This is a genomic window from Streptomyces sp. JH14, from assembly GCF_029428675.1.
GTDB lineage: Bacteria > Actinomycetota > Actinomycetes > Streptomycetales > Streptomycetaceae > Streptomyces.
This window is the reverse complement of record NZ_JAJNEL010000001.1, coordinates 4,725,357-4,737,777: the sequence shown is the minus strand read 5'-3', so window position 1 is coordinate 4,737,777 and position 12,421 is coordinate 4,725,357. Positions and strand designations below refer to the sequence as shown.

Genomic DNA, 12,421 nt, shown 5'->3' with positions numbered 1-12,421 from the left:
AAGGGCGGTGCACCCGCGGGACGGGCAGGGGGCATTACGGGATCGGACGTGGCACATTACTTGCCAGGTCGGCCGCTGTCGTCACCTTGTCGCGGCGACCGCGACATGGTGGCACAGATCACAGCGACAGCCATCCCGCCCAGCATGAAAAGTGTGAGGCCCACTTCGTCACCGAAGACGTAGTCGCCCTCAGGGCGTCCACCGAGCAGAAGAATGATGGAGATCAGCCAGCCCGCGGCGGGTGCGAGGGTGCCGATCTGGGTGCCGGTGAGCAGCCGGCCGCCGTAGAAGAGTCCGGCGGCGGCGACCAGCGCGAGGAGCAAACCACCGGGGAACCAGGCGGCTTGGACGAACGCCCCGGCGATCCCGACGAGCACGCCGAGGACCGCGAGGCCCAGGTAGGCGCCGATGCGGCCCGGGTTGAGGGGTGCGGCGAGACCGGTGGGCACCGGCTCCCGCGCCGTGGCCCCGGTGCGGGGCGGGCGCTGCTTGCCGTTGCTCATGTCCGTGCTCCCGGCCGTGCTTCCGGTACGCCTGCGAAGAGATCGTGTTCCCGCGCGCCCTCGGCGGCTCCCGGGGTTCCGCGTACCAACTCGTAGTACTCCGTGGTGAAGACGGGTTGTCCCAGATCGTTCGAGAGGGCGAAGAACGGACCGTCCACGGCGATCTGTGTGCCGTGGGCCCGCATGGCCGCCGTCTTGGCGGCCGCATGGGCCGCGCCGTCGATCTCCGTGGTGATCTGCGTGTCGTTCACCACACCCGGTACGTCGTCGATCGTGGCGATCCCCGGAAAGGCGTCGGGGGCGGTGGCGCGCAGCCGGGCGAAGGCCTGCTCGGCGACGGAGCGGGGCACCCGGTTCCAGTAGATCTTCTCGACGGCGTGCGGGGTGCCGGCCCCGTCCCGGTACGCGGGGTCGGCCGCGAGGTCCGCGGCGCGCATCGCCACCCGGTGCGCCTGGATGTGGTCGGGGTGCCCGTAGCCGCCGTCGGGGTCGTACGTGACGAGGACCTGAGGGCGTACCGAGCGGATCACCTCGACGAGGTACCCGGCGGCGTCGTCCACGGCCGTGTTCCAGAAGGCGCCGGGCCGGTGGTTCTGCTCGGCGCCCATCATGCCGGAGTCGCGGAACCGGCCCGGTCCGCCGAGGAACCGGTGGTCGGTGACCCCGAGCTCCTTCATCGCGGCGGCGAGTTCACCGATGCGGTGGGCGCCCAGGGTGTCGTCCCGGTCGGCCGTGAGGTGCGCGAGCTCGGGCGGGATGACCTCGCCCTCCTCGCCGAGCGTGCAGGTAACCAGGGTGACCTGGACGCCCTGGGCGGCGTACAGGGCCATCGTGGCGCCGTTGTTGATCGACTCGTCGTCGGGGTGCGCGTGCACCAGGAGCAGACGACGGGCGGGAAGGTCCGTCATGGCACCCACCCTACGAGCCGACTGCCCCACGGGCCGACCGCGGAAGGCTCCGGATCAGAACTTGATGCCTCCGATCATGCCGGCCACGTTCGTGGTCAGCTCCGAGATGGTGGGGGCGATGGACGAACTGGCGAGATAAAAACCGAGCAGCATGCAGACCACCGCATGTCCGCCCTTCAGTCCGGATTTCCGGATCAGCAGGAAGACGACGATCGCCAGCAGCACCACCGCCGAAATCGAGAGTGCCACGGCGGTTCACCTCCATCGGTACGGTCGGGGACAGGCAGCACGCATGGAGCCAGCAGGTTCTTACCCACCGAGCGCTACGGATCATAACTATCCGTGCCACCGCATTGATCGGGGCACAGCAGCACGAGGGGCGCACGACCGGGTGGTCGGGCGCCATGTCCGGTCTCTGTCCCGGTCCTCGGACCTCGGCCGGATCAGGCCCTAGGGTTCGGGGTTATGACCTTGCAGAAGCTTTCGTTTCCCCGACAGCACGCCAGGACTCAGCGGTTCACCCTCGGCGCCCCCCGTGCGTTCACCGTCTCGCCGGACGGTGAGCGGGTGATCTTCCTGCGGTCGGCCTCCGGCACGGACCGGTCCAACCAGCTCTGGGTACTGGAACTGACGGCCGACGGCTCACCGAAGGAACGCGTCGTCGCCGATCCCGCGGCGCTGCTGGGCGGTTCGGCGGAGAAGCTGTCGGCGCAGGAGCGGGCACGGCGCGAGCGGAGCCGCGAGGGCTCCTCGGGGATCGTCGGCTACGCGGTCGACGAAGCGGCCGAGTTGGCGGCGTTCGCGCTGTCCGGGAAGGTGTACGTCGCGGAGTTGCGGGCCGGTACGGCGCGCGCGCTGCCGGTGCCGGGGCCGGTGCTGGACCCGCGGCCGTCGCCGGACGGTCGTCATGTCGCGTACGTGTCGAAGGGCGCACTGCGCGTCGTGGGGGCGGAGGGCGACGGGGACCGGGCGCTGGCGGAGCCGGAGAACGCGCACATCTCCTACGGTCTCGCGGAGTTCATCGCGGCCGAGGAGATGAAGCGCTCGCGCGGCTTCTGGTGGTCGCCGGAATCGGACCGGCTGCTGGTCGCCCGGGTCGACGACAGCCCGGTGAAGCGGTGGTGGATCGCCGATCCCGCACACCCGGACCGCAGGCCCACGGAGGTCGCGTACCCAGCGGCGGGGACGCCCAACGCCGAGGTGCGGCTGCTGGTGATGGGGCTGGACGGCACCCGTACCGAAGTGGTGTGGGACCGGGCCCGCTACCCGTATCTGGCGCAGGTGCACTGGTCGTCGGCCGGCGCCCCACTGATCCTGGTCCAGGCCCGCGACCAGCGCAGTCAGCTCTTCCTCGCGGTGGACACGGAGAGCGGTACGACGCGGACGGTCCATGTCGACGAGGACCCGGTGTGGCTGGATCTCTTCGCCGGAGTGCCGGCGTGGGCGCCGGACGGGCGGCTCGTGCGGATCGCGGACGAGGGGGGCGCACGGGTGCTCGCGGTGGGCGACCGGCCGCTGACCGGGGCGCAGTTGCAGATCCTGGCGGTGCTGGACATCGGCGAGTCGGACGTCCTGGTGTCGGCGTCGGCGGGCGAGGACGCGGCAGATCCGGAGATCGGCGAGAGCCACGTGTACCGGGTCAACGAGCTGGGCGTGGAGCGGGTCTCCGAGGGGGTGGGGATCCACTCGGCGGTCCGGGCGGGCGGAGTGACCGTGCTGGTCTCCACCGCACTGGACCGGCCGGGGGCATCGGCGCAGGTGATGCGGGACGGAAAGCGCATCGCCACAGTCGCGACCCATGCGGAGGAGCCCGTTCTGTCGCCCCGGGTGCAGCTCACCGAGGGGGGCGCACATCGGATTCCGTGCGCCGTGCTGCTCCCCACCGGCTACCAGGAGTCGGACGGTCCGCTTCCGGTGCTGATGGATCCGTACGGCGGACCGCACGGCCGGCGGGTCGTCGCCGCACACAATGCGCACCTCACCTCGCAGTGGTTCGCCGATCAGGGCTTCGCGGTCGTCGTGGCGGACGGCCGGGGCGCCCCCGGGCGCTCCCCCGCCTGGGAGAAGGCCATCAAGAACAATCTGGTCCTGACGCTGGAGGACCAGGTGGAGGCACTGCACGGACTGGCCGGACGGTTCCCGCTGGATCTCGGCAAGGTGGCGATCCGCGGCTGGTCGTACGGCGGCTACCTCGCGGGCATGGCCGTGCTGCGGCGGCCCGATGTCTTCCACGCGGCTGTCGTGGGCGCTCCGGTGACCGACCAGCGGCTGTACGACACCCACTACACCGAGCGCTATCTCGGTGATCCGTCGACGCAGCCCGAGGTGTACGCCCACAACTCGCTGCTCACCGACGACGGGCTGTCCGAGGCCGCCGATCAGATCCGGCCGATGATGATCGTCCACGGGATGGCGGACGACAACGTGGTGGTCGCGCACTCGCTGCGGCTGTCGTCGGCGCTGCTCGCGGCCGGGCGGCCGCATGAGGTGCTGCCGCTCAGCGGGGTGACGCACATGACGCCCCAGGAGCAAGTCGCGGAGAATCTCCTGCTGTTGCAGGTGGACTTCCTGAAGCGATCGCTCGGGCTGCACGCGTAGGGGGCCGGAACGGGCAACCGGCCGGGAGGACTGGGAAGCCCTCCCGGCCGGTTCACGGCACCCGCACGGCCGTACGCTGTTCATACTGACTCGTTCGTATATCGGACGTGCGACGGCCGAGTTGCCCGTGCGTTAACGAATCCGGGGGTCCGTCCCCGGCTCGCCCGGCTCCTGCCCCGGCTCCTCATCCGGTCCCTCGCCCGGCTCCGCCGCCTCTTCACCCGGCTCCACAGGTTCCTTCCGCACCTCTTCGCCGGCCTGCACAGGTTCCTCCCACACGTCTTCGCCCGGCTCCACCGGCGGCACCACCTGCTTCTCCTCCGCGAAGTGGCACGCCGAGTCGTGCGCGGCCGGAGTGTCCGTCAGCCGGAAGACCGCGGGCACCGCAAGCAGTGGCACCTCCAGTGCGCACCGCTCCTGCGCCTTCCAGCAGCGGGTGCGGAAGCGGCAGCCGGACGGCGGGTTGGCCGGCGACGGCACATCGCCGTGCAGGATGATCCGTTCCCGGTGCTCGCGCGCCATCGGGTCCGGCACCGGCACCGCCGAGAGCAGCGCCTGGGTGTACGGGTGCGTGGGGTGGTCATAGATCTGCTCGTCCGTACCGATCTCGGCGATCCGGCCCAGATACATCACACCGACCCGGTCGGAGATGTGCCGGACGATCGACAGGTCGTGCGCAATGAAGACGTAGCTCAGGCTGAACTCCGCCTGCAGTCGGTCGAGCAGGTTGATGACCTGGGCCTGCACGGAGACGTCGAGGGCCGAGACCGGTTCGTCGGCGACGATGATCTCCGGGTTGAGGGCCAGACCGCGGGCGATGCCGATGCGCTGGCGCTGGCCGCCGGAGAACTGGTGCGGGTAGCGATTGATGTACTCCGGGTTGAGACCCACGACATCCAGGAGGTCCTGCACCTTGCGGCGCCGGTCGCCCTTCGGGGCCACCTCGGGGTGGATCTCGTAGGGCTCCCCGATGATGTCGCCGACCGTCATCCGCGGGTTGAGCGAGGTGTACGGATCCTGGAACACCATCTGGATGTTGCGGCGTACGGCCTTCAGCGCACGGCCGGACAGCTTGGTGATGTCCTCGCCCTTGTACGAGATCGAGCCGGCCGTCGGCTGTTCCAGATGGACGAGCATCTTGGCGACGGTCGACTTTCCGCAGCCGGACTCCCCCACGATGCCGAGGGTCTCGCCCGCGGCCAGCCGGAAGGAGACACCGTCGACCGCCTTGACCGCACCGACCTGCTTCTTGAACAGGATGCCCTGGGTCAGCGGGTAGTGCTTGACGAGGTCGCGGACCTCCAGGATGGGTTCGCCGCCCGCGCGGGTGCTCCCAGGTTCAGCGTTCATCGAGCGTCTCCTTCCAGAAGTAGCAGGCGCTCTCACGGTGCTGGGCGACCTCGAACAGCGGCGGTACCTCGCCCCGGCAGATGTCCTGGGCCATCGGGCACCGGGGGTGGAAGGCACAGCCGGGCGGGATGTGCAGCAGGTTCGGCGGCAGGCCCTTGATCGCGTACAGCTCCTGGCCCTTCTGGTCCAGCCGTGGGATCGACTGGAGGAGGCCCTTGGTGTACGGGTGGGCAGGGGCCTTGTAGATCTCGTGGACGGGGGCCGCCTCGACAATCCGGCCCGCGTACATCACGGCGATGTAGTCGGCGACGTCCGCGACCACGCCCAGGTCGTGGGTGATCAGGATGAGTCCCATGTTGAGCTCGCGCTGGAGCTCGGCGAGGAGGTCCATCACCTGGGCCTGGACGGTCACGTCGAGGGCGGTGGTGGGTTCGTCCGCGATGATCAGCGAGGGTTCCAGCGCCATCGCCATGGCGATCATGATGCGCTGGCGCATCCCGCCGGAGAACTGGTGCGGGTAGTCCCCGACGCGTTCCTTCGCGGCCGGGATGCGGACCCGGTCCATCAGCTCGATGGCCTTCAGTCTGGCGTCCTTGCGGGACATCCCACGGTGCACGACGAACATCTCGCCGAGCTGTGCCCCCACGCTGAGCACCGGGTTGAGGGACGACAGCGCGTCCTGGAAGATCATGGCCATCTCCTGGCCGCGGATCTTCCGGCGTTCGTCGGCCTTGAGCTTCAGCAGATCGCGGCCCTTGAAGGCGATCTCGCCGCTGCTGATCTTCCCCGGCGGCATGTCGAGAATGCCCATGATCGCCTGCGCGGTGACCGACTTGCCGGAGCCGGACTCTCCGAGTACGGCGAGCGTCTCCCCCTCGGACACCGAGTAGTTGACCCCGTTGACGGCTTTGACCACCCCGTCCCGGGTGTGGAACTCCACATGCAGATCGCGCACTTCGAGCAACATGGCAACGGGCTCCTCAGCGCAGCTTGGGGTCGAGGGCGTCGCGCACCGCGTCGCCGAGCATGATGAACGCGAGCACGGTGATCGCCAGCGCTCCGGCGGGCCAGAGCAGCATGTGCGGGGCGTTGCGGATGTACTGGGAGGCGGCCGAGATGTCGATGCCCCAGGAGACGGCCGGCGGTTTCAGTCCGACGCCGAGGAACGACAGGGTCGCCTCCAGCGAGATGTACGTACCGAGGGCGATGGTCGCGACGACGATCACGGGGGCGACCGCGTTGGGGGCGATGTGGCGCAGCATCATCCGGGAGTTGGAGGCGCCGAGCGCCCGGGCCGCCTGGACGTAGTCGTTCTGCTTGGCGGTGATGACCGAGCCACGGGCGATGCGGGCGATCTGCGGCCAGCCCAGCAGCACGATGAATCCGATCACCGGCCAGACGGTGGAACTGGTCACCACGGAGAGGAAGACCAGGCCGCCGAGGACGACCGGGATGCCGAAGAAGATGTCGGTGATCCGGGAGAGGACCGAGTCCCACCAGCCGCCGAAGAAGCCGGCCAGCCCGCCCAGGATGCCGCCGAGGATCGAGACTCCGACGGTGGCGCAGACGCCCACCGTGACCGAGGTCCTGGCCCCGTAGACGGTACGGGTGTAGACGTCGCAGCCCTGCCCGTCGAAGCCGAACGGGTGGCCGGGCTGGGAGCCCTCCTGGGCCTTGCCCAGGTCGCAGTCGAGCGGGTCCTGGTCCGTGATCAGCGACGGCCAGATCGAGATGATCACCAGGAAGAGGATGATCAGGGCGGAGATGATGAAGACCGGGTTGCGGCGCAGGTCGCGCCAGGCGTCGGACCAGAGACTGCGGGGCTTCTCCGCCGGGCCGGTGCCCTCGGGGCCGCCCGGTGTCTTCTCCAGGGTCTCCCCTTGCGCCAGGGCGAGATCCATGGCTGCTCCTGCTCCGCCCGGGGAGATCGCTTCGTCCGGCGTCTGCTCAGGCATAGCGGATCCTCGGGTCGAGTACGGCGTACAGGAGGTCGACGATCAGGTTGGCCGCCAGGAAGACGAGGACCAGGACGGTGACGAACCCGACGACGGTCTGGGAGTTCTGGCGCAGGATGCCCTGGTAGAGCTGGTAGCCGACGCCGTGGATGTTGAAGATGCGCTCGGTGACGATGGCCCCGCCCATCAGGGCGCCCACGTCCGTACCGATGAAGGTGACGACGGGGATCAGCGAGTTGCGCAGCAGGTGCCGGATGACGACCCGTCGCCTGGGGAGGCCCTTGGCGGTGGCGGTACGGACGTAGTCGGCGCGGGCGTTCTCGGCGATCGAGGTCCGGGTGAGCCGGGTGACGTACGCCAGGGAGACCGAGGCGAGGACGAGTCCGGGGATGAGGAGTTCGTTGAACGGCGCCTCCGGGGAGACGGAGGGCTTGATGACGCCCCACTTCACGCCGAGGAGGAGCTGCAGCAGCAGACCGGTGACGAAGGTCGGGATGGAGATGACGACCAGGGTCAGGATCAGCACGGTGGTGTCGACGGGCCGGCCGCGGCGCAGGCCGGTGATGACGCCGAGGGTGATGCCGATGACGATCTCGAAGACGATCGCGATGATGGTGAGCCGGATGGTGATGGGGAAGGCGGTCCCCATCAGTTCGGTGACCTTCTGGCCGTTGAACGCGGTGCCGAAGTCGCCGGTGAAGACATTGCCCATGTAGGTGGCGTACTGCTGCCAGACCGGCTTATCGAGACCGAACTCCGAGCGGAGCTGGGCGGCGGTCGCCGGATCGCACTGACGGTCGCCGCAGAGACCCGCGATGGGGTCGCCCATCACGTTCACCATGAGGAAGATCAGCAGCGTGGTGCCGAAGAAGACCGGGATCATCTGCAGCAGCCGCCGGATCACATAACGTCCCATGAAGACTCCGGGGGTCGCGGGGGTCGGTGGCGCAGGGATGCGGAAGCCGGGTGGCCGGTGCGGCACAGCGCACCGGCCACCCGGCCCCGCGTGATTACTTGACCTTGATCTGCTCGTACACCGGGACGCTGAACTGGTTCAGCGCGACGTTGGTGATCTGGTCCGAGTAGCCGGCGCTGCCGTTCTGGTACCAGAGCGGGATGACGGGCATCTGCTCGGCGAGGACCTTCTCCGCGTCCTGGAATGTGGAGACGGCCTTGGCCTTGTCGGACTCGGCGTTGGCCTTGTCGATCAGGGCGTCGAACCTCTTGTTGCTCCACTTGCCGTCGTTGGACGAGGCGTCGGTGTAGTAGAGGGGCTGCAGGAAGTTCTGGATCAGCGGATAGTCCATCTGCCAGCCCGCGCGCCAGGCGCCGGTGAGCTTCTGCTGGGAGACCTGGCTGCGGAAGTCGGCGAAGGTGCCGACCGGGGAACCCACGCAGGCCCTGTTGTTCCCCATCACCTTGTTGATGCTGTTGCAGACGGCGTCGACCCATTCCTTGTGCGAGCCGGTGTCCGCGTTGTACGAGATCTTGAGCTGGCCGCCGGGGATGCCGCCGCCCTCCTGGATCAGCTTCTTGGCGTCCGCCGCGTTGTACTCGCACGGGGCGCCGCACAGCCCCTCCTTGAAGCCGCCGTCCGCGCCGAGGACCGGGGACGTCCAGTCGGATGCGGGGGTGCGGGTCTTCTGGAAGATCTGGTCGGTGATCTGGTCGCGGTTGATCGCCATCGACAGGCCCTGGCGGACCTTGATGCCGCCGGGGGTGTCCCACTTCTTGTCGTAGAAGGGGAAGGCGAGGGTCTGGATGATGCCGGCCGGGGTGTTGATGTACCGGTCGCCGAGGTCCGCCTTGACGTTCTTCAGCTGCGAGGCCGGCACGTCGTCGACGAGATCGAGGTTGCCCGCGATCAGGTCGGTGTACGCGGTGTTGTTGTCGGTGTAGACCTTGAGGTCGATGCCGCCGTTCTGCGCCTTGTCGTCACCGGGGTACTTGTCCCACTTGCGCAGGCTCATCGAGGAGCCCTTGGTGTACTTCTCGATGGTGTACGGACCGTTGCCGATGGGCTTGGCGAGCCAGCCTGCGTGATCGGTGAAGAAGGCCTGCGGCAGCGGGGCGAAGGCCGGATAGCCGAGGGTGTCCGGCCAGAGCGAGAACTTCTGCGTCAGCTTGACGGTGAAGGTCATGGGGTCGACGATCTTGAGACCGGAGAGCGTGCCCGCGCGGGCGCTGCCGCTGGCGGGGTGGACCTGGTCGTAGCCGTCGATGTAGCCGAAGAAGTAGGCGTTCTTCTGGTTGTTCTTCAGCAGGGCGCCGTAGTTCCAGGCGTCCACGAAGGACTTCGCCGTGATCTTCTCGCCGTTGCTGAAGGTCCAGCCGTCCTTCACCTTGATCGTGAAGGTCTGCGAGTCGGTGGTGTCGATCTTCTCGGCGAGCATGTTCGTGGCCGCGCCGGTCTTCGGGTCGTACTTCTTCAGTCCCCGGAAGACCATGTCGAGAACCTTGCCGCCCTGCACCTCATTGGTATTGGCGGGCTCCAGCGGGTTCTGCGGGTCCCCCCAGGAGGAGCTGACGATCCCATTGGCGCCGCCGCCACCGCCACCGCCGCTTTCCCCCCCGCCGCCGCAGGCTGTCGCCGCAAGAGCGACGGCCACGGCACATGCGGCCCACTTGGCCTGTGTGGCTCCGCGCATGGAAATGCCTCCTCGTCGAGCGCTGTCTCACTTGGAGTCAAATATCACCTCATTGTGAATTTTGCGCATATCGACACCACCCATCCGAGTACGGCCGAATTCGCCCGTTCTGCTCGATGGACGGCGCCACCGCATCTCTCGTCACATGTCATGGACCTGACAATCAATGACCTCCCGCTGTACAGCGCGTCACAGCTGTCAGGCCCGGGTGCCGGGACGCCTGCGCGTCCGGACACCCGGGCCTGACAACCGATCCGAGTGGTGTCAGCTCTTGGAGGGCTGATCCTCGAGAGCGGAGAGCGCCGGGTCCATGATGATGGCCTCGTCGCGGCCCTCGGTCGTCGGGTCCTCCGGGAAGTGGCACGCGGTCAGGTGCCCCGCGCGGTTGCCGGAGATCTGTACGAGCGGCGGCTCCTCCGTCGCGCACTTGTCCTGCGCCTTCCAGCAACGGGTGCGGAACCGGCAGCCGGACGGGGGCGAGATCGGGGACGGCACATCGCCCTCGAGCCGGATGCGCTCCTTGGAGGCGCTGTCGACGTCCGCCTCCGGAACGGCCGACAGAAGGGCGTGGGTATACGGGTGCCGGGGTCGGTTGTAGAGCGAGTCGCGGTCCGCGACCTCCACCACCTTGCCGAGGTACATCACGGCCACACGCTCGGAGAAGTGCCGGACGATCGCCAGGTCGTGCGCGATGAACACGAAGGCGATGCCCAACTCCCGCTGCACCTTCTGCAGCAGGTTCACCACCTGGGCCTGGATCGAGACGTCGAGAGCCGAGACCGGCTCGTCGGCGATGATCAGCTTCGGCTGGAGCGCGAGGGCACGGGCAACACCGATGCGCTGGCGCTGACCGCCGGAGAACTCGTGCGGGAAGCGGTTGTAGTGCTCGGGGTTCAGGCCCACGAGCTCGAGCAGCTCCCGCACCCGGTTCTCCATGCCCCCGGCAGGCTTGATGCCGTTGACCTCCATCGGGCTCTTGATGATGCTGCCGACGGTCTGCCGCGGGTTGAGCGACGAGTACGGGTCCTGGAAGATCATCTGGATCTCGGACCGAATGGGGGCCAGCTGCTTCCGGCTGGCGTGGGTGATGTCCTGACCCTCGTAGAGGAGCTTTCCGCCGGTGGGCTCCAGAAGGCGGGTCATCATCCGGCCCGTGGTGGACTTGCCGCAACCGGACTCGCCCACGAGGCCGAGGCTCTCGCCCTCGTACACCGTCAGGTCGATCCCGTCGACCGCCTTGACGGCACCGACCTGGCGCCGGAAGGGGAAGCCTCCGTAGATCGGGAAGTGCATGGCCATGCCCTGGACGGACATCAGCTCGCGGCGCTCACGAACCTCATCCACTGAACCCTGCTGTTCAGGCAGAGTGACGTTTTCACTCATGTCTCTGCGTCTCCCTAGCCCAGCCGGGGCTTGATGTGATCGATGAAGATGGTGTTCCTCTGCTCCCCGGTGAGGTGGCAGGCCGCGGCCCGGCCGTCGGCCAGCAGTGGCCTCTCACCGCTGCACCGCCCGCCGTCCACCTTGTCGGTGAAGGCGCACCGCGGGTGGAAGGCACAGCCGGAAGGCGGGTTGAGGAGGCTGGGCGGGGATCCGGGGATCGGTGCCAGCGCCTCGTTGATGTCGCTGCTCAGACGCGGCATCGAGCTGAGCAGACCCCAGGTGTAGGGGTGCTCCGGCGCACGCAGGACGTCGCGGACGCTGCCGCGCTCGACTGCCCGCCCGGCGTACATCACGAGCAGGTCGTCCGCCATGTTGGCGATGACGCCGAGGTCGTGGGTGATGAAGATGATCGCCGACCCGAACTCCTGCTGGAGGTCCTTGAGGAGGTCCAGGATCTGGGCCTGCACGGTCACGTCGAGCGCGGTGGTCGGCTCGTCGGCGATCAGCAGGTCGGGGTTGCACATCAGCGCCATGGCGATCATCGCGCGCTGCCGCATACCGCCCGAGAACTGGTGGGGGTAGTCGTCGAAGCGCATCGCGGGCTGCGGGATGCCGACCTTCGTCAGCATCTCGATCGCCCGGGCCTTCGCCTCCCTCTTGGAGGCGCCGGTGTGCTTGCGGAACGGCTCGGAGAGCTGACGTCCCACCGTGTAGTAGGGCGAGAGGGCGGTCAGCGGGTCCTGGAAGATCATCGCGGCCTTGTTGCCGCGGATGCTCTCCATTTCCTTCTCCGTGGCGCCGGTCAGCTCCTGGCCGTCCAGGATGATCTCTCCCTGGACCTGCGAGCTCTGCGGGTTGTGCAGCCCGAGGATGGCCAGGTTGGTCACGGACTTCCCGGAGCCCGATTCGCCCACGATACCCAGCGTCTTACCGCGCTCGACATCGAAGGAGAGTCCGTCGACCGCGTTGACGATGCCGTCCTCGGTGGAGAACCGCACCCGCAGGTCGCGTACCGAGAGGAAGCCCTCCGGCCCGGTCGGGGCCGGCGTGTCTTCGGTCTTGGTCAGTGTGGTCAC

At 68.2% G+C, this 12,421-nt stretch carries 11 protein-coding genes; 1 reads left to right on the top strand and 10 read right to left on the bottom strand.

The window, feature by feature from the left end:
* Positions 1–56: 56 nt before the first annotated feature.
* From LRD69_RS21535 to LRD69_RS21525, 3 genes are read right to left on the bottom strand one after another with little or no spacing between them, the layout of a single operon-like run.
* Positions 57–503 (bottom strand): DUF6113 family protein, encoded by a 447-nt coding sequence (locus tag LRD69_RS21535; RefSeq protein WP_277328183.1) that lies wholly within the window; start codon positions 501–503, stop codon positions 57–59.
* Positions 500–1,411, bottom strand: coding sequence for an N-acetyl-1-D-myo-inositol-2-amino-2-deoxy-alpha-D-glucopyranoside deacetylase (gene mshB, locus LRD69_RS21530; RefSeq protein ID WP_277328182.1), 912 nt, complete (start codon positions 1,409–1,411; stop codon positions 500–502). Before mshB ends, LRD69_RS21535 begins: the two co-directional genes overlap by 4 nt.
* A 54-nt stretch (positions 1,412–1,465) precedes the next feature.
* The gene (locus LRD69_RS21525; protein ID WP_030915260.1) at positions 1,466–1,660 is read right to left on the bottom strand and encodes a hypothetical protein; all 195 of its coding nucleotides are present in this window, start codon (positions 1,658–1,660) and stop codon (positions 1,466–1,468) included.
* Between the two features lie 216 nt (positions 1,661–1,876).
* Here LRD69_RS21525 and LRD69_RS21520 point away from each other — a divergent pair, with 216 nt between their 5' ends.
* Positions 1,877–4,009 (top strand): prolyl oligopeptidase family serine peptidase, encoded by a 2,133-nt coding sequence (locus LRD69_RS21520; protein WP_277328181.1) that lies wholly within the window; start codon positions 1,877–1,879, stop codon positions 4,007–4,009.
* 132 nt (positions 4,010–4,141) lie between these two features.
* Here LRD69_RS21520 and LRD69_RS21515 read toward each other — a convergent pair whose 3' ends face one another.
* From LRD69_RS21515 to LRD69_RS21485, 7 genes are all read right to left on the bottom strand, one after another.
* Complete coding sequence (locus LRD69_RS21515; protein ID WP_277328180.1) at positions 4,142–5,359, bottom strand: dipeptide ABC transporter ATP-binding protein; 1,218 nt, start codon at positions 5,357–5,359, stop codon at positions 4,142–4,144.
* Positions 5,349–6,326: an ABC transporter ATP-binding protein gene (locus LRD69_RS21510; RefSeq protein ID WP_277328179.1), complete on the bottom strand. Its 978-nt coding sequence runs from the start codon at positions 6,324–6,326 to the stop codon at positions 5,349–5,351. Before LRD69_RS21510 ends, LRD69_RS21515 begins: the two co-directional genes overlap by 11 nt.
* Positions 6,327–6,339: 13 nt before the next feature.
* The gene (locus tag LRD69_RS21505) at positions 6,340–7,314 is read right to left on the bottom strand and encodes an ABC transporter permease (RefSeq protein ID WP_277328178.1); all 975 of its coding nucleotides are present in this window, start codon (positions 7,312–7,314) and stop codon (positions 6,340–6,342) included.
* Positions 7,307–8,230, bottom strand: a complete 924-nt coding sequence (locus LRD69_RS21500; RefSeq protein ID WP_277328177.1) for an ABC transporter permease — start codon at positions 8,228–8,230, stop codon at positions 7,307–7,309. The genes LRD69_RS21505 and LRD69_RS21500 overlap by 8 nt, the downstream gene beginning before the upstream one ends.
* 94 nt (positions 8,231–8,324) lie before the next feature.
* Positions 8,325–9,962 carry an ABC transporter substrate-binding protein gene (locus LRD69_RS21495; RefSeq protein WP_277328176.1) on the bottom strand — a complete coding sequence of 546 codons (1,638 nt, stop codon included), beginning with the start codon at positions 9,960–9,962 and terminating at the stop codon, positions 8,325–8,327.
* Positions 9,963–10,226: 264 nt separating this feature from the next.
* Positions 10,227–11,345, bottom strand: coding sequence for an oligopeptide/dipeptide ABC transporter ATP-binding protein (locus tag LRD69_RS21490; RefSeq protein WP_277328175.1), 1,119 nt, complete (start codon positions 11,343–11,345; stop codon positions 10,227–10,229).
* Positions 11,346–11,359: 14 nt separating this feature from the next.
* Entirely contained in the window at positions 11,360–12,421 is a 1,062-nt protein-coding gene (locus LRD69_RS21485) for an ABC transporter ATP-binding protein (protein WP_277328174.1), read from the bottom strand.

Bases quoted from the DNA above. Each gene is read 5' to 3' on its own strand.
- LRD69_RS21500 (WP_277328177.1), bottom strand. From the start codon at position 8,230: ATGGGACGTTATGTGATCCGGCGGCTGCTGCAGATGATCCCGGTCTTC.
- LRD69_RS21490 (WP_277328175.1), bottom strand. From the start codon at position 11,345: ATGAGTGAAAACGTCACTCTGCCTGAACAGCAGGGTTCAGTGGATGAG.
- LRD69_RS21515 (WP_277328180.1), bottom strand. From the start codon at position 5,359: ATGAACGCTGAACCTGGGAGCACCCGCGCGGGCGGCGAACCCATCCTG.
- LRD69_RS21510 (WP_277328179.1), bottom strand. From the start codon at position 6,326: ATGTTGCTCGAAGTGCGCGATCTGCATGTGGAGTTCCACACCCGGGAC.
- LRD69_RS21535 (WP_277328183.1), bottom strand. From the start codon at position 503: ATGAGCAACGGCAAGCAGCGCCCGCCCCGCACCGGGGCCACGGCGCGG.
- LRD69_RS21520 (WP_277328181.1), top strand. From the start codon at position 1,877: ATGACCTTGCAGAAGCTTTCGTTTCCCCGACAGCACGCCAGGACTCAG.
- LRD69_RS21505 (WP_277328178.1), bottom strand. From the start codon at position 7,314: ATGCCTGAGCAGACGCCGGACGAAGCGATCTCCCCGGGCGGAGCAGGA.
- mshB (WP_277328182.1), bottom strand. From the start codon at position 1,411: ATGACGGACCTTCCCGCCCGTCGTCTGCTCCTGGTGCACGCGCACCCC.
- LRD69_RS21495 (WP_277328176.1), bottom strand. From the start codon at position 9,962: ATGCGCGGAGCCACACAGGCCAAGTGGGCCGCATGTGCCGTGGCCGTC.